The organism is Modestobacter sp. SYSU DS0290 (assembly GCF_054050955.1).
This window is the reverse complement of the sequence record NZ_JBJHAI010000032.1, coordinates 1-20,783: the sequence shown is the minus strand read 5'-3', so window position 1 is coordinate 20,783 and position 20,783 is coordinate 1. Positions and strand designations below refer to the sequence as shown.

General features: G+C 75.3%; 18 protein-coding genes. 8 read left to right on the top strand and 10 right to left on the bottom strand.

Features of this window, described 5'->3' with window-relative positions:
* Window positions 1–14 precede the first annotated feature (14 nt).
* The 5 genes from ACI795_RS18655 to ACI795_RS18635 form a co-directional block, all read right to left on the bottom strand.
* Window positions 15–716: an SGNH/GDSL hydrolase family protein gene (locus tag ACI795_RS18655; RefSeq protein ID WP_457077108.1), complete on the bottom strand. Its 702-nt coding sequence runs from the start codon at window positions 714–716 to the stop codon at window positions 15–17.
* Window positions 717–793: 77 nt separating this feature from the next.
* Window positions 794–1,948: an acyl-CoA dehydrogenase family protein gene (locus ACI795_RS18650; protein WP_457077092.1), complete on the bottom strand. Its 1,155-nt coding sequence runs from the start codon at window positions 1,946–1,948 to the stop codon at window positions 794–796.
* 41 nt (window positions 1,949–1,989) lie between these two features.
* On the bottom strand, window positions 1,990–2,493 hold the full coding sequence (gene purE, locus ACI795_RS18645) for a 5-(carboxyamino)imidazole ribonucleotide mutase (protein WP_457077090.1): 504 nt from the start codon (window positions 2,491–2,493) through the stop codon (window positions 1,990–1,992).
* Window positions 2,486–3,658: a glycosyltransferase family 4 protein gene (locus tag ACI795_RS18640; RefSeq protein ID WP_457077088.1), complete on the bottom strand. Its 1,173-nt coding sequence runs from the start codon at window positions 3,656–3,658 to the stop codon at window positions 2,486–2,488. Before ACI795_RS18640 ends, purE begins: the two co-directional genes overlap by 8 nt.
* A gap of 49 nt (window positions 3,659–3,707) precedes the next feature.
* Window positions 3,708–4,919: a 5-(carboxyamino)imidazole ribonucleotide synthase gene (locus ACI795_RS18635; RefSeq protein ID WP_457077086.1), complete on the bottom strand. Its 1,212-nt coding sequence runs from the start codon at window positions 4,917–4,919 to the stop codon at window positions 3,708–3,710.
* A gap of 186 nt (window positions 4,920–5,105) precedes the next feature.
* Here ACI795_RS18635 and ACI795_RS18630 point away from each other — a divergent pair, with 186 nt between their 5' ends.
* The 3 genes from ACI795_RS18630 (at window position 5,106) to ACI795_RS18620 (ending at window position 8,493) form a co-directional block, all read left to right on the top strand.
* Complete coding sequence (locus ACI795_RS18630) at window positions 5,106–5,639, top strand: hypothetical protein (RefSeq protein WP_457077084.1); 534 nt, start codon at window positions 5,106–5,108, stop codon at window positions 5,637–5,639.
* Entirely contained in the window at window positions 5,636–7,906 is a 2,271-nt protein-coding gene (locus ACI795_RS18625) for an LGFP repeat-containing protein (RefSeq protein WP_457077082.1), read from the top strand. Before ACI795_RS18630 ends, ACI795_RS18625 begins: the two co-directional genes overlap by 4 nt.
* Window positions 7,907–7,992: 86 nt before the next feature.
* Window positions 7,993–8,493, top strand: coding sequence for a GtrA family protein (locus tag ACI795_RS18620; protein ID WP_457077080.1), 501 nt, complete (start codon window positions 7,993–7,995; stop codon window positions 8,491–8,493).
* 5 nt (window positions 8,494–8,498) lie between these two features.
* Here the strand turns inward: ACI795_RS18620 and ACI795_RS18615 are convergent, their stop codons facing one another.
* Entirely contained in the window at window positions 8,499–11,459 is a 2,961-nt protein-coding gene (locus tag ACI795_RS18615) for an AAA family ATPase (protein WP_457077079.1), read from the bottom strand.
* Entirely contained in the window at window positions 11,456–12,604 is a 1,149-nt protein-coding gene (locus ACI795_RS18610; protein WP_457077078.1) for an exonuclease SbcCD subunit D, read from the bottom strand. The genes ACI795_RS18615 and ACI795_RS18610 overlap by 4 nt, the downstream gene beginning before the upstream one ends.
* A gap of 231 nt (window positions 12,605–12,835) precedes the next feature.
* Here ACI795_RS18610 and ACI795_RS18605 point away from each other — a divergent pair, with 231 nt between their 5' ends.
* The gene (locus tag ACI795_RS18605; RefSeq protein WP_457077077.1) at window positions 12,836–13,954 is read left to right on the top strand and encodes a glycosyltransferase family 4 protein; all 1,119 of its coding nucleotides are present in this window, start codon (window positions 12,836–12,838) and stop codon (window positions 13,952–13,954) included.
* Between the two features lie 21 nt (window positions 13,955–13,975).
* On the opposite strand, the gene ACI795_RS18600 is transcribed toward ACI795_RS18605, so the two are convergent.
* From ACI795_RS18600 to ACI795_RS18590, 3 genes are all read right to left on the bottom strand, one after another.
* The gene (locus ACI795_RS18600; RefSeq protein WP_457077076.1) at window positions 13,976–15,490 is read right to left on the bottom strand and encodes a lipopolysaccharide biosynthesis protein; all 1,515 of its coding nucleotides are present in this window, start codon (window positions 15,488–15,490) and stop codon (window positions 13,976–13,978) included.
* A 102-nt stretch (window positions 15,491–15,592) separates the two neighbouring features.
* The gene (locus tag ACI795_RS18595) at window positions 15,593–16,138 is read right to left on the bottom strand and encodes a PH domain-containing protein (RefSeq protein WP_457077075.1); all 546 of its coding nucleotides are present in this window, start codon (window positions 16,136–16,138) and stop codon (window positions 15,593–15,595) included.
* Window positions 16,139–16,169: 31 nt separating this feature from the next.
* A complete protein-coding gene (locus ACI795_RS18590) occupies window positions 16,170–17,003 on the bottom strand; it encodes a biotin--[acetyl-CoA-carboxylase] ligase (protein ID WP_457077074.1) in 834 nt (277 codons plus the stop codon).
* A gap of 18 nt (window positions 17,004–17,021) precedes the next feature.
* Here ACI795_RS18590 and ACI795_RS18585 point away from each other — a divergent pair, with 18 nt between their 5' ends.
* From ACI795_RS18585 to ACI795_RS18570, 4 genes are all read left to right on the top strand, one after another.
* Entirely contained in the window at window positions 17,022–18,650 is a 1,629-nt protein-coding gene (locus ACI795_RS18585) for an acyl-CoA carboxylase subunit beta (RefSeq protein WP_457077073.1), read from the top strand.
* Window positions 18,647–18,910, top strand: coding sequence for an acyl-CoA carboxylase epsilon subunit (locus tag ACI795_RS18580; protein WP_457077072.1), 264 nt, complete (start codon window positions 18,647–18,649; stop codon window positions 18,908–18,910). The genes ACI795_RS18585 and ACI795_RS18580 overlap by 4 nt, the downstream gene beginning before the upstream one ends.
* The gene (locus ACI795_RS18575; protein ID WP_457077071.1) at window positions 18,907–19,509 is read left to right on the top strand and encodes a Maf family protein; all 603 of its coding nucleotides are present in this window, start codon (window positions 18,907–18,909) and stop codon (window positions 19,507–19,509) included. Before ACI795_RS18580 ends, ACI795_RS18575 begins: the two co-directional genes overlap by 4 nt.
* Before the next feature lie 110 nt (window positions 19,510–19,619).
* On the top strand, window positions 19,620–20,783 hold a 1,164-nt coding region (locus ACI795_RS18570), incomplete at its 3' end, for a serine hydrolase (RefSeq protein WP_457077070.1).

Genomic DNA, 20,783 nt, shown 5'->3' with positions numbered 1-20,783 from the left:
GCCCCACGGGACGCCTAGGAGTGGGGGTCCTGGAGCGCCCGGACCAGGTGGACGGCGAGCTCGCGGTAACCGATCCGGTTCGGGTGCTCCCCGTCGGCGAACAAGCCGCCCGGCGGGGAGAGCCACTCCTCCTCCACCGGGTCGAGGAAGCGGAGCCCCTCGTGCGCGGCGGCACGGCGCAGGGCGTCGCGGACGGCCAGCACACTCGCCTGGTCCAGCCCGGGCGGGAGCACGGGGCCGAGCACCACGATGCGCGCCTCGGGGAGCCGCGCGCCCAGCTCCGAGTAGAGGTCCCGGGCGGCGGTGTACAGCGCCTCGGTGGAGTTGCCCCGGTCGTTGGTGCTGCCCTGCACCACGACCACGTCCGGGGCCGCCGCCACCACCTCGTCCACCCGGGCGGCGTACGGCGCCCCGCCGGGGAGCGTGCCGGCGGTCAGGTACCCGGTGCCGCCGATCGCCTCGAGGACCGGTGTCCACCCCAGCAGGGCGGCGGTGCGGATCGCATAACCGACGCCGGTCTCCGAGGCCGCCGTGTAGGAGTCACCGAGGAACACCACCCGGACCGCGGGCTCCTCCTGCTCGGCCGAGGTCGGAGCCGTCGTCGGAGCCGTCACCGGGACCGCCGGTCCGGCACTGCGCACCGCCGACGCGCCCCAGCCGATCAGCACGAGGCCGAGCAGCGCGCACACGGCGGGTGCAACCGGACGGACGCGCATCACCGGTCCAGGTTACGGCGGCGTGGGCAGGCCGCCGGGGAACACCGCGCGCCCCTGCGGCCCCGGACCGGCCGTCGTCAGCGCAGCAGACTGCGGGCGATCACCATGCGCTGCACCTGGTTGGTGCCCTCGTAGATCTGGGTGATCTTGGCGTCGCGCATCATCCGCTCGACCGGGAAGTCCTGGGTGTAGCCGGCGCCACCGAAGAGCTGGACGGCGTCGGTGGTCACCTGCATCGCCACGTCTGAGGCGAACGCCTTGGCCGCGGCGGAGACCCGGGTGACGTCAGGACGCCCCGCGTCGCCGGCGGCAGCGGCGACGTAGACCAGGTGCCGGGCGGCCTGCACCTTCATGTCCATGTCGGCGAGCATGAACTGCACGCCCTGGAAGTCGCTGACCGCCGAGCCGAACTGGCGGCGGTCCTTGGTGTAGGCGACCGCGGCGTCCAGCGCCCCTTGGGCGACCCCGACGGCCTGCGCGCCGATGGTCGGCCGGGTGACGTCCAGCGTGCGGAGCGCGGTCTTGAACCCGGTGCCGGGCTCCCCGACGACCCGGTCGGCCGGGATGGTGCAGTCGGTGAAGTGGAGCTCGCAGGTGGGCGAGCCCTTGATGCCCATCTTCTTCTCCTTGGGCCCAACGGCGAAGCCCGGGTCGTCGCGGTGCACGACGAACGCGGAGATCCCGTTGGCGCCCTTCTCCGGGTCGGTCACCGCCATCACGGTGAACCACTCGGAGACGCTGGCGTTGGTGATCCACGCCTTGGTCCCGTTGAGCACCCAGGTATCGCCCTGGCGCCGCGCCCGGGTGCGCATCGCGGCGGCGTCCGACCCTGCCTCGCGCTCGGACAGGCCGTAGCTGATCATCGCGTCGCCGGCGGCGATGGAGGGCAGCACCTGCTGCTTGAGCCCCTCGGACGCGGAGAGGATCACCGGCACCGAGCCGAGCTTGTTGACCGCGGGGATCAGCGAGGCGCTGACGTCGACCCGGGCCACCTCCTCGATGACGATGCAGGTGGCGACCGCATCAGCACCTTCGCCGCCGTAGGCCTCGGGGACGTGCGTGGCGTGGAAGCCGGCCGCGGTCAGCGCCTTCTGCGCCTCGACCGGGTAGCGCGACTCGGCGTCCACCTCCGCGGCGAACGGCGCGATCTCGCGCTCGGCGATCTCCCGGACGGCTTCCCGGATGGCCTCGTGCTCGTCGGTGAGCGCGTACAGCCCAGCGTTGTTACCCACGAGTAGAGAATAGGGCTGCCGGGCGCCGTCCAGAAGGGGGCTCACCCGCGCGGGAGACGCTCCTGCAGCTGTGCGTCGCGGGCGATCACGGCGTCGGCGAGGTCGGCCTGGAACCGCTCGACCCGCGCCCGCAGCCCGTCGTCGCCGGCGGCGAGGACGCGGACGGCGAGCAGTCCGGCGTTGCGGCCGCCACCGATCGACACGGTCGCGACCGGGACTCCGGCCGGCATCTGGACGATCGACAGCAGGCTGTCCAGCCCGTCGAGCCGGTCCAGCGGCCGGGGGACGCCGATCACCGGGAGCGGGGTCGCCGCGGCGACCATCCCGGGCAGGTGGGCCGCTCCCCCGGCGCCGGCGATCACCACCCGCAGCCCCCGCCCGGCGGCGGACTCGGCGTAGTCGAGCATCCGGCGCGGCGTGCGGTGCGCGGAGACGACGTGCGCCTCCCACGGGACGTCGAACTCGTCCAGCGCCTCGGCGGCCGGCGCCATCATCGGCCAGTCGGAGTCGCTGCCCATCACGATGCCGACGATCGGGTCAGGCACGGTCCCCTCCTCGTCCCGCAGTGGTCCGGAGCGCCTCCAGCACGGCCTCGGCAGCCGCGGCCATGGTGCGCGACCGGGACGCCTCGGCGTACCAGGCCGCCGCCGACGCGCGCAGCGTCGCGCCGGCCCGGACGACCTCCACGATGGCCGCGCCCAGCGGCCCGGGGTCCGCGCTGGGCGCGATGACACCGTTGACGCCGGGGGTGACCAGCTCCACCGACGCGTTGTCCGGGGCGTCCACCAGCACGACCGGGGTGCCCACCGCACAGGCCTCCACCACGACGATGCCGTACCCCTCCCGCTTCGACGGGTTGACCATGCAGGCCGCGGACCGGAGCTCGGCGTGCAACCGGTCCGCGTCGACGAAGCCGGGCACCTCCACGACGCCGTCCAGGCCCAGCCGGCGCACCTCGCTCTGCACCGCGGCACGCTGCTCGCCGTCGCCGATGAGGACCGCTCGCAGGCCCGGCACGTGCTGCCGGGCCTCGGCCACCGCCGCGGGGATCGCGGCCACCTGCTTGTCCGGGATCATCCGGCCGACGAACACCACCGTCGGCGGATCAGCCGCCTCCGGCGAGGGATCGGCCCGGATGTCGTCGTGGATCAGCCCCGGGCTCACCACCGGGGCCGTGCGCAGCCCCTCGGCCTCCAGCCGGCGGGCGTTCATCTGCGAGTGGCAGCTGGCCAGCGGGCTCAGGCGCACGGCCAGCGTCTGCAGCAGCCGGGCCGCCCGGCCGACGACCGGGCCGGAGTACTCCAGCCACTGCTCCGGGCGCCAGACCTCGAGGAAGTCCGAGCACACGGCGGTCCCGCGCCCCAGGGTGCCCAGTCGCGTCGCGGGGACGTTGAGCGCCGGCAGGGCACTGACCAGCACGGCGTCGTACCGGCTGCCGTGCCGGCGGAGGTGCCGGGCCACCGCGACCGCGAAGCCCAGCGCGGGGCCGAGACGTCGGTTGCCCGACGCGTCGTACAGGGCCGCCCGGGGCGCGATCTCGACGACCTCGACGCCGGGCACGCTCGGCGGATCACCCTCCCACTGGCGCCGGGTGAGGTAGCTGACCTGGTGGCCGCGCCGGGCGAAGTGCTCGGCGAACGCGCGGTACTGCCGTTCCCCGCCCCCCGTGGAGTTCGGGAAGAAGCAGTCGTAGATCACGGCGATGTGCACGGGTGCCTCTCGGTGGCGGGTCTGGACGACGGCTCGGTGGCTCGGCGGCTCAGTGTGCGCCCGGGAAGGCGAAGGCCTCGTCCACGACACCGTCGGCCAGGTACCGGGCGGCGGCGACCGCGCGGGCCCGGACCTCGGCGAGGTCGTCCCCCAGCGCGGTCACGTGGCCGAGCTTGCGGCCCCGGCGCTGCCCCTTGCCGTACCAGTGCAGCTTCACGTCCGGCCAGTGCGCCATCAGGTGGTGCACCCGCTCGTCCAGGCCCGGCCCGGCCCAGTCGTCGGACGAGGCGTCGCCGCCGAGCACGTTGGCCATCACGACGACCGGCGCGGTCATCGCGGTGGAGCCCAGCGGGTAGTCCAGGACGGCACGCAGGTGCTGCTCGAACTGGCTGGTCCGGGCGCCCTCGATGGTCCAGTGCCCGGAGTTGTGCGGCCGCATCGCCAGCTCGTTGACCAGCACGCCGTCCGGCGTCTCGAACAGCTCGACGGCGAGCATGCCGACGACGCCGAGGGAGTCCGCGATCCGGACGGCGAGCTCCTGGGCCGCGGTCGCCTTCTCCTCGCCGAGGCCGGGCGCCGGCGCGTACACCTCGTTGCACACGCCGTCCCGCTGCACGGTCTCGACCACCGGCCACACCGCGACCTGACCGAACGGCGAGCGGGCCACCTGGGCGGACAGCTCGCGGGTCATCGCCACCCGCTCCTCGGCCAGCAGGGTGCCGTGCCGCTCCAGCAGGTCGGCGACCTCGTCGGGGCCGCGCACCACGAAGACGCCCTTGCCGTCGTAGCCACCGCGTGGGGTCTTGAGCACCACCGGCCAGCCGACCTGGTCGGCGAAGGCGGTCGCATCGTGCACCGTGCGCACCTCGGCCCAGGCGGGCTGCGGCTCTCCGGCGGCGGCCAGCGCCCGGCGCAGCACCAGCTTGTCCTGGGCGTGCACGAGCGCCGCGGGACCGGGGGCGACCCGGTGGCCGGCGTCCTCCAGCGCGCGGAGGTGCTCGGTGGGCACGTGCTCGTGGTCGAAGGTGACCACGGTGGCCCCGTCGGCGAGCCGCTGCAGGTCCGCCAGCTCCCGGTGGTCGCCGCGGACGACGTCGGCGGCGACCAGCGCGGCGGACTCGGCCGGGTCGGCGGCCAGCACGCGCAGCGACTGGCCGAGCGCGATCGCGGCCTGGTGAGTCATCCGGGACAGCTGCCCGCCGCCGACCATGGCCACGACGGGCAGACCGGTACGCGGGTGCAGGGGCTGGGGGCTGCTCATGACGCCGCGAGCGTAGTGGTCCGGCGGGACGGAGCGGTCACGGTCGGCCCAGCGGGTGCCGAGAACGGAACCGGAGGACCGGGAGGGCGGGCGTCAGCGCACGCCCCGCCGGGGTGGCCGCCGATGCGCGGCAGCCACCCTCCCGCCCCTCCGGGCAGACGCTCGTCCCCAGACGTTAGGAACGACATGCTCCACCGAAGCCGCACGCTCGCCGTGGGCGGGCTCCTCCTCGCCCTGCTGCCGACCGCCGCGTGCAGTGCGGACGGTGCCGGGACCACGGACGCCGACGCCGCGTCGACGGGCAGCGCCGCGGCGGGGGTGTCCGAGACCCCGGCGCTGCCGACCGGGGCGTTCTCCTCCGCTGAGCCGACCGAGGTGGTCACCGACCCACCCGCCACCCCCACCGACCCGGCCGCCGGCGAGGCGGACGTCTTCGTGACCGCGTCCTACTGGGACGCCGCCGAGCGCACCGTGACCGTGCGCAGCGAGGTGCCCGGCGTGGTCGAGGAGGGCGGCACCTGCACGCTCACCCTCACCCGGGACGACGGCACCTCGGCCACCGCGACCCGGGAAGGCGTCGCGAACGTCTCCACGACGTCCTGCGGAGCGCTGAGCATCGCCGGTGACCAGCTCGCACCCGGCGCCTGGACAGCGGTGGTGGGTTACCGCTCGGGCACCACCCAGGGCTCCTCCGAGCCCGTGCAGGTGGACGTCCCGTGAGGCAGCTGCTCGTCCGGCTGGCCGCGGTGGCGACGCTGGTCGCCGGCCTCGTGCTGGCCCCGACGGTCGGGGAGGCCCCTCCTGCGCCCGCGCAGGCGGCGGACCTGAGCCGCTTCGACCCGGGCAACATCATCTCCGACGCGGTGTTCTACGACGCCGGGTCGATGGGCGCCAACGACGTCCAGGCCTTCCTCACGGCCAAGGGGCAGCGCTGCACCGCCGGCCAGATGTGCCTGAAGAACTACACGGTCGCGACGACCAGCCGCTCTGGCGACCGGCTGTGCAACGGCTACCAGGGCGGCGCGGTCGAGTCCGCGGCCACGATCCTGACCAAGGTCGCCGTCTCGTGCGGGGTGAGCCCCCGGGTGCTGCTGGTGCTCCTGCAGAAGGAGATGGGGCTGGTCACGGCGACGTCGCCGACGACGAAGAGCTACGAGCGCGCCGCCGGCTACGCCTGCCCCGACGACGGGACCGGGAAGTGCGACCCGGCCTACGCGGGCCTGCAGAACCAGTTGTACCGATCGGCGTGGCAGTACAAGAAGTACCGGGCGGACGCCGACTCCTACAGCTACGTCGCCGGCCGCTGGAACACCATCCGGTGGAGCACCAACTCCAGCTGCGGCACCTCGCAGGTGTTCATCGTGAACCAGGCCACCGCCGGGCTCTACAACTACACCCCCTACCGCCCCAACCAGGCGTCGCTGAACGCCGGCTACGGCGCCTCCTCGGACCCGTGCGCCCAGTACGGCAACCGGAACTTCTACAACTACTTCACCGACTGGTTCGGGTCGACCGGCTTCCGGGTCTCCGGGGGCATCGGTGGGCTCTACGTCGCCCAGGGCGGGGGCACCGGACCGCTCGGCGCTCCGACGGGCGAAATGTTCTGCGGCATCACCGCCGGCGGCTGCGCCCAGTTCTTCACCGGCGGTGTCATCTACTGGTCCCCCGCGACGGGCGCACACGCCGTGTCCGGCGGGATCCTGGGGACCTGGCGCTCCCTGGGCTGGGAGGGCGGCCCGCTCGGCTACCCGACCGGTGACATGTTCTGCGGCATCACCGCCGGCGGCTGCGCCCAGTTCTTCGCCAACGGCGTCATCTACTGGTCACCGTCCAGCGGTGCCCACGCCGTCTCCGGTGCCGTGCTGAACACCTGGAAGGCGCAGGGTTGGGAGGGCGGCCCGCTGGGCTACCCGACCAGCGAGATGACGTGCGGGATGGCGTCGGGGGGCTGCGCCCAGTGGTTCGCCGGCGGCGCCGTCTACTGGACCGCGAAGACCGGTGCGCACGCGGTCTCGGGCGGCATCCTCGGCGCCTGGGGCGGGCTCAACTGGGAGGGCGGCCCGCTCGGCTACCCGACCGGCGCGATGTCCTGCGGCATCACCGCCGGCGGCTGCGCCCAGTCCTTCAGCGGGGGCGTCGTCTACTGGTCCCCGGGCACCGGCGCCCACGCCCTCTCCGGCGGGGTGCTGGCCACCTGGCGGGCGCAGGGGTCGGAAGGTGGCCCGCTGGGCTACCCGACGGCCACCATGACCTGCGGCCTGACGGCCGGCGGCTGCGCCCAGCAGTTCGCCGGGGGCGTCATCGCCTGGTCGCCCTCCACCGGCGCCCGCGCCGTCTCCGGCGACGTCCTCGCCAGCTGGACGTCGCTGGGGGCACAGGACGGTCCGCTGGGCTACCCGCTCGCCGAGCGGGTCTGCGGGCTGGCCGACGGCGGCTGCGCCCAGCAGTTCGCCGGCGGGCTCATCAGCGGCTCGCCGTCGACCGGCGCCCACGCGCTCTCCGGCGGGGTGCTCGGCGCCTGGCAGGCGTTGGGCCGGGAGGCCGGACCGCTGGGCCAGCCGACGGCCGAGATGGCCTGCGGGCTCACCGACGGCGGCTGCGCCCAGCAGTTCGCCGGCGGGGTCGTCGCCTGGTCGCCGTCCACCGGCCCGCACGCCATCTCCGGCGCGGTGCTCAACACCTGGCGCTCGCTCGATGCCGAGCGCGGGCTGCTCGGGTACCCCACCGGTGACATGTTCTGCGGCATCACCGCCGGCGGCTGCGGTCAGTTCTTCCGCGGAGGCGTCGTCTACTGGTCCCCTGCCACCGGGGCTCACGTGGTCAGCGGCGGCATCCTCGACACCTGGCGGGCGCGCGGCTGGGAGGGCGGCGCACTCGGCTACCCGATCGCCGCTCGGGTGGCCGTCCCCGAGGGCTGGCAGCAGCGCTTCGAGCACGCGACCCTCACCTGGGACACCTCCACCGGAACGGTCACCGTGACCCCCTGACGGCGGTCCGCCCGGTACCGGGGCCGCCTGCCACCGTTCGCGGTGTCAGGCGGCCCCGTGCGTTCCGGGCACCTAAGCTCGGCGGCATGGCTCTCGCCGGTGCACGCCACCGCATCGGCGGGGCAGGCCGGCTGCTGGTCCGGGAGCTCAGCGCGTTCGGCGTCGTCGGCACCGTGTGCTTCGCCCTCGACCTCGCCGTGTTCCAGGTCCTCTACGGCGTCACGGGGCTCGACCCGGCGCTGGCCAAGCTGGGGTCGGCAGCCGTCTCCACCACCGTCGCCTACGTCGGCCACCGGTACTGGTCCTTCGCCCACCGGGCCCGGAGCACGGTCCGGCGCGAGTACGCCGTGTTCGCCCTGGTCAACGCGGCGACCCTGCTGCTGTCGCTGGGGATCGTCACGTTCGTGCACGAGGGCCTGGGCCAGGACGGCTCCCTGGTCCTCCAGACGGCCAACGTCGGGTCGATCGCGCTGGGCACGGTGATCCGTTTCCTGGCATACCGTCGCTGGGTGTTCCGGGCACCCACCGTGGACCCGCGCACCGGTCCGGACGGCGACCGGGTCGCGCCGGCGACCACCGCCGGCTGAGCACCTCAGGCGACCACGCGCGACCCGTTCCGTCCGGTCAGCACCTCCAGTCGCCCGGTGATCCGCTGCCGCAGCTCCTCGACGTGGCTGATGACACCCACGGTGCGGCCGCCACGACGCAACTCGTCCAGCACGGTCATCACCGCGTCGAGCGCCTGCGGGTCCAGCGTGCCGAAACCCTCGTCGACGAACAGGGTGTCGATCTGCACGCCACCGCTCTCGGCGGTGACCACGTCGGCCAGGCCGAGCGCCAGGGCGAGCGAGGCCATGAAGCTCTCCCCGCCGGAGAGGGTCTTGGTCGGCCGCCGGGCACCGGTGTACTCGTCCAGGACGTCGAGACCGAGACCGCCCCGCGCCCCGTGCCGCCCCTGCGCATCACTGTGGAGGAACCGGTAGCGCCCCCCGGACATGTCGCTGAGCCGGCGGCTGGCCACCTCGGCGACCTGCTCGAGGCGAGCGGCCAGCACGAACGACTGCAGCCGCATGCGCATCGTGTTGCCCCCTCGGCCGTTCACCAGGTCGGCGAGCGCCGCGACCTGGTCGGCCGCGGCCCGCCGGTCGTCCAGCTCGACCTCGACGGCCGTCAGCTCGGCCGCCAGCCCGTCCAGGGCGACCAGGCACCGGCGTGCCTCGGCGAGCGCGGCGACCGCGGCCTCGCGGGTCGCGGTGGCCGAGCGGCAGGTGCCGGTCAGCGCGTCGAGGTCCGGTCGCGGGGGGAGGTCGGCCAGCTCCGGCTCGGCCAGCGTCGCGGTGACGAGCGACCAGCGCTGGTCGTGCTCGGCGATCCGACGGGCGAGCACCTCGGTGCGTCCGCGGTCGAGCAGCGCTCCGGCGGCGGTGAGCAGGTCGGGGAAACCGGCCTCGACCACCCGGCGCTCGGCGAGCCGGCGGGCCTCGTCGGCTGCGGTACGCGCCCGCAGCTCGTCGCCCTCCGCTGCCACCACCAGCTCACACCGCTCGGCGAGCTGGGTGAGCCGGCTGACCCGGGCCGGCAGGTCCGGGTCCTCACCCCGCGCCTCGGTCAGCCGCGCCTGCACCACCGTGAGGGACTCCTCCAGCCTCGCCAGGCCCGCGCGCCGGGCGGCCAGCTCCTCGCGGGTGGCGGCCGCGGCCGCAGCCGCGGCCTCCCGGCGCGCGGTCAGCTCGGCGAGCTCGGCGCGGGCCGGCGCCAGCCGCGCGGCCTCGCGGCGCACGCCGGCCTCGGCCGCCGCCGTCTCCGCGGCGTCCCGGACCAGGACCTCGACCGGGTCCCCACCGGCCTGCGCGCGCAGCACCGCGAGTTCCCGCTCGGCGTCCTCGACGGCCCGCTGGGCAGCCCCGTGCACAGCCTCCCGCCGCTCGGACTCGGCGTGGGCGGCGTCCTCCTCGACCCGGCCGACCTGGGGTCCGGTCGCCGTCGCCGGGGCCGGGTGCTCGACGGCGCCGCACACCGGACAGCACTCGCCGGCGGCCAGCTGGCCGGCGAGCTCGGCGGCCATCCCGTCCAGCCGGCGGGCGCGCAGGTCGGCCCAGTGCTCGCGGGCGTCGAGCCACCTGCCCCGGGCCTCCTGGGCCGAGTCGCGCAGCCCGACGGTGCGCGCCTCCAGCTCCTCGGCGGCCTCCGCGGCCGCCAGCGAGGCCCGCGCCCGGTCGGCCGCCGCGACCACGCCGGGCAGCCGGGCCGCGGCCTCGGCCGCGGACTCCACCGCCCGCTCGAGCTCGCTGGTGCGGGCCGGCCACCCGGCCGCCGACTCCTCCTCGGTGCGGTACCGGGCCGACAGCCGTGCCACCTCACCGCGTGCGGTGTCCAGCTCCCGCTCCAGCCCGGCTGCCCTGCCCACCTCCGGCAGCAGCGCTCGCAGCCCGGCGACCTCGTCGCGGAGCTCGCGGGCGAGCGACCCGTCGGCCGTGCGGTGGCCGGCGACCTCGGCCCAGGCCGAGCGCGCCGCGGCCAGTCCCGCGTGGGCGCGCTCGGCCTCCTGCGCCGCCCGACCGGCGGCCTCCAGCACGTCCCGCACCGGCTCGGCACGCCCCCCGGCGTCCAGGGCGGCACGCAGGCCACCCAGCTCCGCCGCCTCCTCCTGCAGCCGGGCCAGCTCGGCCCGGGCCCGCGCCTGCCGGACGTGACGCCCCTCGTCGACCCGGGCCCGCGCCAGTTCGGCGTCAGCGCGCTCCACCGCCGCGGCGGCCGCCTCGGCCGCGGCCGCACGCTCCGTGAGGCGGGTGGCGACCTCGGCGTGGACCTGCCGGACCCAGGAGGTGGCGTGCACCGGCGACGAGGCGCCGACCAGCTCGGGCGCCAGCTCCTCGGGCACCTCGACGTCGGCGACCTGGGCGACCCGGGCCAGCAGCGTGCTCGCCGCCATCCGGGACTCGTCGAGCTCAGCGCGCGCCTGGGCACGCCGCGCGGCCAGCCAGTCCTCGACCCGGGCGAACCGGCCGACGTCGAACAGGGTCCGCAGCAGCCGGGCGCGGTCCTCGGGCTCGGCGCGGAGGAAGCGGGCGAAGTCCCCCTGTGGCAGCAGGACCACCTGGCAGAACTGCTCCGCGGACAGGCCGAGCAGGCGGCGCAGGTGCTCTGACCCCTCGTCGATGCGGGTGCTGACCGGCTCCCACCCGCCGTCCGTCAGCCGCTGGACGGTGAGCCGGGCCTGCTCGGTCGTCCACCCGGTCCCACGCCGCTTGGGACGCTGCTGCTCGGGCCGGCGGGTGACCAGCAGCCGTTCTCCACCGAGAGTCACCTCGCACTCGACCTCGGTGCGCACCGCGTCCCCGGCGTGGTCGCTGCGGAGGCGCCTCTCCTCACCGCGGGCACCGGGCACGGTGCCGTACAGCGCGAAGACGATGGCGTCCAGCAGGCTGGTCTTGCCCGCGCCGGTCGGCCCCCAGAGCAGGAACAGCCCGTCACGGCCGACCTCGTCCAGGTCGACCTCGACCCGGTCGGCGAACGGGCCGAAGGCCGTGACCGCGAGCCGGTGCACCCTCACTGCAGGGCCTCCTCGCGCGCCACGCCGGCGAGCGCCGCGGCCAGCAGTTCGCGTTCGGCCTGGCTGACGGCCAGGCCGCGCACGTGGGAGACGAACTCCTCGGCGACCTCCAGGTCGCTCCGCCCGGCGAGCCGCTCCTGGTAGCTGCGCCCGTCGCTGCTCGTCGGCCCCCCCGCCCACTCGAGGTGGACGCAGTGCGGGAACCGCTCCTGCAGTCGGCGCATCGGATCCAGCGGGCGGACCGGATCGGTCAGCGTCGCGGAGACGAAGTGCGTGACCACCTCGGCCAGTCGTGGGTCTGCCAGCAGGTCGTCCAGCTCACCGCGGAGCTGGGTGAGCCGGCGCGGTGCGGGCAGCGGGACGGGCCGGACCCCGGCCAGCCCGCCGGCCCCCAGCTCGACCAGCCAGGCCTGCTTGTCGTGACCGGCCTCGCCGAAGGAGTACGGCAGCGGCGAGCCGCTGTAGCGGATGCGCGGGGTCAGCGTCTGCGGGCGGTGCAGGTGGCCGAGCGCCACGTAGTCGACCCCGTCGAACACCGACGCCGGGACCAGGTCGACCCCACCGACGCAGATGTCCCGTTCGCTGTCGCTGGGCATCCCGCCCCCGACGAAGGCGTGGGCCAGCACGACCGACCGGACCCCGGGCCGCAGGAAGAGGTCCGCCCGCACCCGGTCCATCGCCTCGGTGAGCACGGCCTCGTGGCTCCGCGCGCCCGGCTGGCCGAGCTCGTGCCGGGCCACCTCGGGCTCCAGGTAGGGGATGCCGTAGACCGCGACCTCGCCGTGCTCGTCGGCGAGCAGCACCGGCTCGTCGAGGGTCGCCACAGCCGTGCGGACGTGCACCCCCGACGCCGAGAGCAGCCCGGCCGCGAAGCCCAGGCGGCGGGCGGAGTCGTGGTTGCCCGGCGTCAGGACGACCTGGGCACCGGCGGCACGCAGCCGCGTCAGCCCCCGGTCGAGCACCGCGGTCGCATCGGCCGAAGGGACCGCCCGGTCGTAGACGTCCCCGGCGACGACCACCAGGTCGACCGACTCCTCCGTCACCACCTCGGCCAGGCGCGCGAGCACCGCCTCCTGCTCGGAGAGCAGGTCGGTGCCGTGCAGCGACCTGCCGACGTGCCAGTCGGAGGTGTGCAGGATGCGCATGCCGCGGAACGTAGGACGGGCTGCTGACAGAACCGTCCAGGCGCGCCGTGACGGAACGGTCACACGCCGGCCCCGTCCCCGGCACGGCCGGGATCCGGGCCGGTCGCCGGGGCGGGTCCCGCTCCTCGGGTTAGTCTCGGCGACCACCCCGCCCCCCGGATGGAGACCGATGACCTCCCGACTGCGACCGGCCGGACCCGTGACGGGCACGCACACGTCCGGAGGCCGGGCGTGACCACCCGGGTCGCGGTCGACCTGGTCTACCTCACCGGGCGCAAGGGCGGCACCGAGACCTACGGTCGCGAGCTGTACCGGCAGCTCGCCGAGGTCGCCCCCGACCTGCGGTTCCACGGTCTGGTGAACCGGGAGAGCGGTCGCCGGGCGCCGGAGTGGTTCCCCGGCTCGGTGACCCGGGTGCCGGTCTCCGGGGAGCAGCGGGCCTGGTGGGCCGCCGGTGAGGCGGCGCTCGTCGGGCCGGTGGCCCGCGCCCGCGGGGCCGACGTGTTGCACTGCCCGGCGAACTTCGGTCCCGTGGTGCGGCTGCTGCCCACGGTCGTCACCGTCCACGACCTGCTCTCCTACCGGCACCCGGAGATCGCCGGGCCGCTGGCCCGGGGCGTCTCCCTGCTGTCCGGCCGGGCGGCGCGGGCGGCCACGCGGGTGCTGACCGACTCGCGCGCCTCCGCAGCCGACATCGAGCAGTTCCTCGGGCTGCCGGCCGCGCGCGTCGACGTCGTCCCGCTGGCGGCCGCAGCCCCGCCCGTCCTGCCCTCCGGGGAGCGGCGTGCACCGGGTGCCCGCCGCACCGTCCTGACCACCGGGAACCGGCTGCCGCACAAGAACCACGAAGGGCTGCTGCGCGCCTGGGCGGCGATCCCCGCCCAGGAGCGGCCACTGCTCGTGGTCACCGGGGGTCCCCGGTCGGGCGCCGACCCGCTGCAACCGCTGGTCGACCAGCTCGGGCTGACCGGCGACGTCGAGCTGCGCGGGTGGCTGAGCACCGAGGAGCTCGAGGAGCTCTACCGGCAGGCGGACCTCTACGTGTGCCCGTCCCGGTTCGAGGGCTTCGGGCTGCCCCTGCTGGAGGCGATGCAGCGACGCTGCGCGGTGGTCGCCTCGGACATCCCCGTGCTCCGCGAGGTCGGCGGCGACGCCGTGCGGTACGTGGACACCACCAGCGCGACCGACCTGGCCGGCGCGGTCCGCGCTCTCCTCGCCGACCCCGGCGAGCGCGAGCGGCTGGTGACCGCCGGTGCGCGGCGCGCGGCGGAGTTCACCTGGCGCCGCACCGCCGAGGCGACGGCGGAGAGCTTCCGGCGCGCGGCGCACGAGGGTGCCCGACGTCGCTGACCCGGCGGCGGCGCGAACCGGTCAGCCGGCGCGACGACGCAGCGGGAGCGCGTCGAACAGCTCCCGTGGCACCAGCCGCAGGACCAGCACCGCGACCCCGTAGACCAGGGCGGCCGCCACGGCCGAGAGCACGGCGGGCCACGGCAGCAGCTGCCCGGTCAGCGCGATGACGACGGCCAGCCCCATCACGGTCAGGAGCGGCACCAGCCGGGGGACGGCGTCCGGCCGGACCCGGCGCAGCACGAACAGGGTGGCCACCACCAGGAACGTCTCCCCGACGATGGCCGCCAGGGCCCCGCCCCGGGCGCCCATGGTCGCGAGCAGGACCGCGCCGAGCACCAGCAGCACCAGCAGCGCCAGCGCGTTCGACAGGGCGAGCAGCCGCTCACCCCGGAGCGCCACGAGCGCCCACATGAGGGCCTGGGTCACCGTGCTGGCCAGCAGGGCGAAGGCCTGCAGCTGGAGCACCGGCGCAGCCGCCAGGTACTCCGCCCCGGCGAAGACCTCGATGAGCGGCTCCGCGGCGACGACCACGACCACGACGGCACCGCCCACGAGCACGACCACGCCGCGGACGACGCGGTCCAGGGCCCGGGCCAACCGCACGTGGTCCCGGTCCTCGGCCGCCCGGCTGAGCAGCGGGAAGGCGACCGCGGCCATCAGCAGCGGCAGGCCGGCGATCACCTCGATCACCCGGGCGGCCGTGGCGAACAGACCGGTCTCGTCGCTGGTCGCCGAGACCGAGGCGACGACGACGAGGACCTTCAGGAACAGCGAGTTGACGGTGAGGGCGACCGCCAGCCAGCTCGCCTCACGGACCACCAGCCGGACGGTCGCCGCCCGGGGCAGGGCCAGTCCCCGCCACTGCGGGGCGAGCAGGGCCAGGGCGACGACGACCCCGGCCACCCCGGCGACGACGTAGACGGTGGCGTACCCGGCCAGCGAGAGCCCGAGCAGGGCTGCTCCCGCCAGTCCCAGGGCGATCACCACCTGCCGGACCAGCTCGACGACGGACGCCCGGGCGGCCCGCAGCTCGACCACCAGGGGCGTCGTCCAGGCCGCCGCACCCACCGCCAGGGTCGCTCCCAGGCAGGCCAGGGCGACGGCAACGACCTGGTCGGCGGGGTAGCCGGCGAGGACGCCGAAGGCCACCCCACCCAGGCCCACCAGGGGCATGAGGACCAGCCGCAGCCCGACCAGCTGCGCGGCGAGCGCCGGTCGTTCGTCCGCGGGTGCGGCGACCAGCAGCCGCTGGGCCACGGCGCTGACCGCGGCGTCCCCGATCGACTGCACGATCGCGGCGATCGCGATCGCCGCGGACAGCCGACCGAACGCCACCACGCCCAGGTCGCGGAAGACCAGCAGGAAGGCGAGGGCGATCAGCCCCGTGGAAACGGCGTAGGTCGCCCCGCGGGCGACGGCGCCCCGGACGACCGAGGACGACGCGTCACCGCTGAGCGCCTGGTCCACGGCGTCCAGGCGCGGTGCGTCGACCGGGTCGATCGGGCCGTCGCCGGGGGTCGGGTCGCTGCGCATCGTCGCGGAACGCTACGCCTGCGTGGCCGCCCGGCCGTGCGGCGCGGCCACGGCCGCCCGACGGGTGCACCGGCGTCACTCGCGCCCCGCGGCGTCCCCGGGTCAGTCCGGGTAGGGGCCGCCGCTGCCGCGCCCGCCGCCGTCGGCCCAGGCCCGGCGGTCGGCGTCCTCCTCGACCAGCTGGTTGAGCAGCTGCTGCACGCCCTCGCTGTCGGGCATCGCGGAGAAGACGGTGGGGCCCCCCTCTCCCGCGGTCTCGATCGAGACCGTGCCCGCACGGACCAGCCGGTCCCACAGGCTCTGCCGGTAGGAGACGTCGGTGATCCGGGACAGGCCGATGTCCCGGCCGGAACGGGCCAGGACGCCGGTCCGGTACAGCAGGCGGTGGGTGGTGATCACGTAGTGCGTCGTCCGCCAGCGCAGCAGCGGGACGGCGACCAGGACCAGTGCCAGCACGGCCGCCACGCCGACCACCACCAGGCGCCAGAGGGCCTGCTGGTCCCCCGCCGGGACGAGCGCCGCCCCGAAGGACGCGAGGCCGACCAGCACCAGGAACAGCACGATCGGGCGGAGGACGGTCAGCCAGTGGGGGTGCAGGTGGGCGACGACCTCCTCGTCCTCGCCCAGCACCTTCTCCGGGTAGCCCATCGTGTCAGGATGGCCGACCCGGCGGCGGGCGTCACGCCCCCGGGGCCGCCGGGCGCACGTGTCGCACGTCGCCGCTGGCCAGCTCGACCACGCCCGCCGGGGTGCGGACGACCAGCCGGCCGTCCCAGTCGACCGCCTCGGCGACGCCCTCCAGGGCCGAGCCGTCGGGCAGGGTCACGACGACCTCGGTGCCGACGGTGCTGCACCAGGCGAGGTAGTCCGCCGCGAGGCCGGAGGAGACCGGGTCGCCCAGCACCTCGACCCAGCGGCGGTACCGCCGCTCGAGCGCCCGCAGGAAGCCGAGCAGGACGGCGGCCCGGTCGACCGCCGCACCGCGCACGAGGGCCAGTGACGTGCCGGTGCCGGGCAGCTCCGCCGCGGTGGTGGAGACGTTGAGCCCCACCCCGACGACCACGGCCTGCCCCGAGGTCTCGGCGAGGATCCCGGCGAGCTTCGCGCCGCCGGGGGCCAGCAGGTCGTTCGGCCACTTCAGCGAGGCCCGCACGCCGGCCACCTCGCCCACCGCCTCGGCGAGCGCCACCCCGGTGAGCAGGGACAGCCAGGCGCGGCGCGCAGCGGGCACGTCGGGCCGCAGCAGCACCGACACGGTCAGCCCGGCACGCGGCGGCGAGGTCCAGCTGCGGTCCAGCCGCCCGCGCCCGGCCACCTGGTGCTCGGCGACCAGGACCAGCCCCTCGGGCTCGTCCTCCCCGGCCCGGGCGACGAGGTCGGCGTTGGTCGAACCGACCGCCTCGACCACCTCCACCGCGCGCCACAGCCCCCCGGCCAGCGCAGCGGTCAGGGCACCGCCGTCGAGGGCCGGGCGGTCGGGAGAGGGTGCTGCCGGAGGCTGGCCGTCGGTCACGTCACTACGCTACGGCCCGTGAGTGCCGCCGAGATCGGGAGCGCGGGGGACGACCTCCCCGCCGACGTCGACCTGCACACCACCGCCGGCAAGCTGGCGGACTTCGAGCGGCGGGTGCAGGAGGCCACGCACGCGGGGTCCGAGCGGGCGGTGGCCAAGCAGCACGCGGCGGGCAAGATGACGGCCCGTGAGCGGATCGAGGCGCTGCTGGACCCCGGCTCGTTCACCGAGCTGGACGAGTTCGCCCGGCACCGCTCCACGAACTTCGGCCTGGACGCCCGCCGCCCCATGGGCGACGGCGTGGTCACCGGCCACGGCACGGTCGACGGCCGCCCGGTCTGCGTCTTCTCCCAGGACGTGACCGTCTTCGGCGGCAGCCTGGGCGAGGTCTACGGCGAGAAGATCACCAAGGTGCTGGACCTCGCCGTGCGCACCGGCTGCCCGGTGATCGGGATCAACGAGGGCGGTGGCGCACGCATCCAGGAGGGCGTGGTCTCCCTCGGCCTCTACGCGGAGATCTTCCGGCGCAACGTGCACGCCTCCGGGGTGGTCCCGCAGATCTCCCTGGTGCTGGGCCCGGCCGCCGGCGGGCACGTCTACTCCCCCGCGCTGACCGACTTCATCGTGATGGTCGACGGGACCAGCCAGATGTTCATCACCGGCCCCGACGTGGTGAAGACCGTCACCGGCGAGGACGTGACGCTGGAGGAGCTGGGCGGCGCGCGCACGCACAACACGAAGTCCGGTGTCGCGCACCACCTGGCCGAGGACGACGCCGACGCGATCGACTACGTCAAGGCGCTGCTGTCCTACCTGCCCAGCAACAACCTCGACCCGCTGCCCGCCGTGGAGGTGCCGCCGGTCGACGTCGCGCTGCCCGAGGCGCTCACCGCGGAGGACCTCGAGCTGGACACCTTCGTCCCGGACTCGGCGAACACCCCCTACGACATGCACACCGTGGTCGAGCACGTGCTCGACCACGGCGAGTTCCTCGAGGTGCAGGCGCTGTTCGCGCCCAACATCCTGATCGGCTTCGGCCGGGTCGAGGGCCGCCCGGTGGGGGTCGTCGCCAACCAGCCCACCCAGCTCGCCGGCACGCTGGACATCGACGCCAGCGAGAAGGCCGCGCGGTTCGTCCGCACCTGCGACGCCTTCAACATCCCGGTGCTCACCTTCGTCGACGTCCCCGGCTTCCTCCCCGGCACCTCGCAGGAGTGGGACGGGATCATCCGCCGCGGCGCGAAGCTGCTCTACGCCTACGCCGAGGCGACGGTCCCGCTGATCACGGTGATCACCCGCAAGGCCTACGGCGGCGCCTACGACGTCATGGGCTCCAAGCACCTGGGCGCCGACGTCAACCTGGCCTGGCCGACGGCGCAGATCGCGGTGATGGGCGCGCAGGGCGCCGTGGGCATCCTCTACCGCAAGGAGCTCGCGGCCGCCGAGGACCCGGAGGCCCGCCGCGCCGAGCTGATCACCGAGTACGAGGACGCGCTGCTCTCCCCCTACATCGCCGCCGACCGCGGGTACGTCGACGCGGTGATCCCCCCGTCGCACACCCGCGTCCACGTCGTCCGGGCGCTGCGGCTGCTGGCCAACAAGCGGCAGACCCTCCCTCCGAAGAAGCACGGGAACATCCCACTGTGAGCACTGATCCGTTCCGGCCCCGTCCCGGGTCCCGCCCCGAGCCTGCGGAGGACGGCGTCCTGCCTCTCCTCCGCGTGGTGCGCGGCGAGCCCAGCACCGAGGAGCTCGCCGCCCTGACCGCCGTGGTCGCCGCGCTCTCGACCCCCCGCCCCCGCCGACGGCCCACCCCGGTCGGCGCCTGGGGCTCCCCGGCCGCGCTGCACCGCCGGCCGCTGCAGGCCGGCCCCGGTGGCTGGCTCGCCGCGGGGCGGTCCGCATGAGCCGCCGCCTGGTGCTGGCCTCCCAGTCCCCCGCCCGGCTGCAGCTGATGCGCCAGGCCGGGCTGGACCCGGAGGTCGTGGTCAGCGGGTTCGACGAGGACTCGGTGACCGCGCCGCGGGTCGGCGAGCTGGTCGCCCTGCTCGCCGCGGCGAAGGCCACCGCAGTGGCCCGGCAGGAGACCGATGCGCTGGTGGTGGCGGCGGACTCGCTGCTGGAGTTCCGCGGCAAGCCGCTGGGCAAGCCGGTCGACGCCGCCGACGCCCGCCTGCGCTGGCAGCGGATGAGCGGTCGCAGCGGCGTGCTGCACACCGGCCAGGCGGTGTTCGACGTGCGCGAGGGCCGGGTGACCCAGCGCGACGTCGGCGTCTCCTCGACCGTCGTGCACTTCGCCGAGCCCACCGACGCCGAGGTCGACGCCTACATGGCCACCGGTGAGCCGCTGGCCGTCGCCGGCGCCTTCACCCTGGACGGGCTCGGGGCGGCGTTCGTCCGCCGCGTCGAGGGCGACCCGTCCGCGGTCATCGGCCTGTCGTTGCCGCTGCTGCGCACCCAGCTGGCCACGCTCGGGGTGGCGTTCACCGACCTGTGGCGCCGCTGACCGCGCACGGAACACCTCCTCCGGCCCTCCCGTCCCACCCGTCCCCCCGGGCTTGACCCCCCCGATTGCCCCGTGTGAGCGTCGCGCGGGACCACAGGGGGCAATCCGACATGGGACGTCGTACTGGCGCACTGCTGTGCGCTGCGCTGGGGCTGGTGCTCGCGCTCGGGGTCGTCTCCGCCGCGCGGGCGGACGCCCTGCAGGACCGGGTGTCCGCGGGCAGTTCCCTGGCTGCGGACCGGGGGACGACGACGGCGATCGCCCTGCTGGACCGGCAGACCGGCCAGTACCGGGACAACGGCGCCGCCGCGCACCAGCGGATCGAGTCGGCCTCGGTGATGAAGCTGTTCATCGCCGACAACCTGCTGCGCCGGCAGGACCTGGGGCAGATCCGGCTGTCCCCGACCGACTGGACCGACCTCGGCCGGATGCTGCGCGAGTCCTACGACGCCGCCGCGAGCCGCTTCTGGTCCACCTACGGCGCCAACGGCATGGTCAGCGAGGTCATCGCCCGCTACGGCCTCCGCGAGGTGGGCCTGACCTCCAACCCGCGCTACTGGGGCAACACGCTGATCACGGCGCACGACGTCGTCCGCTACTACCAGCGCCTGCTCGACGGCGCAGGTGGGCTGTCGGCCGCCTCCCGCGACTGGATCGTCGACCAGCTGCGCCGCTCAACCCGGCACGGAGACGGCGGCTACCAGTTCTTCGGACTGCACGACGGCCTGCCGCAGGAGCCGGTGATCGCGCAGAAGCAGGGCTGGATGTGCTGCGTCAACGGCTCGATCTACCGGCACTCGACCGGGCTGGTGGGGCCCGACGGCCGCTTCGTCCTGGCGGTGCTCAGCAAGGAGCCGTCCGACCGCGGCGCCGCGCACATCGAGGGGGCGATCAGCGACACGCTCCGTGCGATGTTCCCCGAAGGGCGGATCCCCCGGGTGCAGAACGCGATCGCCGACGCCTGGTACCGCACCGGCGGCGCGCGGGGCCCGCTGGGCATGCCGGTGGGTGACGAGGGCGGTCTGCCCGACGGCCACGGCGCCGCCCAGTGGTTCCAGCACGGCGCCGTCTACTGGAGCGGGGCGACCGGGGCCCACCCGGTGGTCAACGGGAACCTGCAGGCCTGGGGGCGGAAGGGCTACGAGGGCGGGCCGCTGCGCTACCCCACCACCGACGAGGGCGCCCTCCCCGACGGGCGCGGGATCGCCCAGTGGTTCCAGGGCGGCGCCGTCTACTGGACCGCCGCCACCGGCTCCCGGTCCGTGGTCGGCGGG

Excerpts from the sequence above, each read along its gene's own strand:
- ACI795_RS18635 (WP_457077086.1), bottom strand. The coding sequence starts at position 4,919 with ATGAGCAGCCCCCAGCCCCTGCACCCGCGTACCGGTCTGCCCGTCGTG.
- ACI795_RS18630 (WP_457077084.1), top strand. The coding sequence starts at position 5,106 with ATGCTCCACCGAAGCCGCACGCTCGCCGTGGGCGGGCTCCTCCTCGCC.
- ACI795_RS18655 (WP_457077108.1), bottom strand. The coding sequence starts at position 716 with ATGCGCGTCCGTCCGGTTGCACCCGCCGTGTGCGCGCTGCTCGGCCTC.
- ACI795_RS18620 (WP_457077080.1), top strand. The coding sequence starts at position 7,993 with ATGGCTCTCGCCGGTGCACGCCACCGCATCGGCGGGGCAGGCCGGCTG.
- ACI795_RS18610 (WP_457077078.1), bottom strand. The coding sequence starts at position 12,604 with ATGCGCATCCTGCACACCTCCGACTGGCACGTCGGCAGGTCGCTGCAC.
- ACI795_RS18575 (WP_457077071.1), top strand. The coding sequence starts at position 18,907 with ATGAGCCGCCGCCTGGTGCTGGCCTCCCAGTCCCCCGCCCGGCTGCAG.
- ACI795_RS18595 (WP_457077075.1), bottom strand. The coding sequence starts at position 16,138 with ATGGGCTACCCGGAGAAGGTGCTGGGCGAGGACGAGGAGGTCGTCGCC.
- ACI795_RS18600 (WP_457077076.1), bottom strand. The coding sequence starts at position 15,490 with ATGCGCAGCGACCCGACCCCCGGCGACGGCCCGATCGACCCGGTCGAC.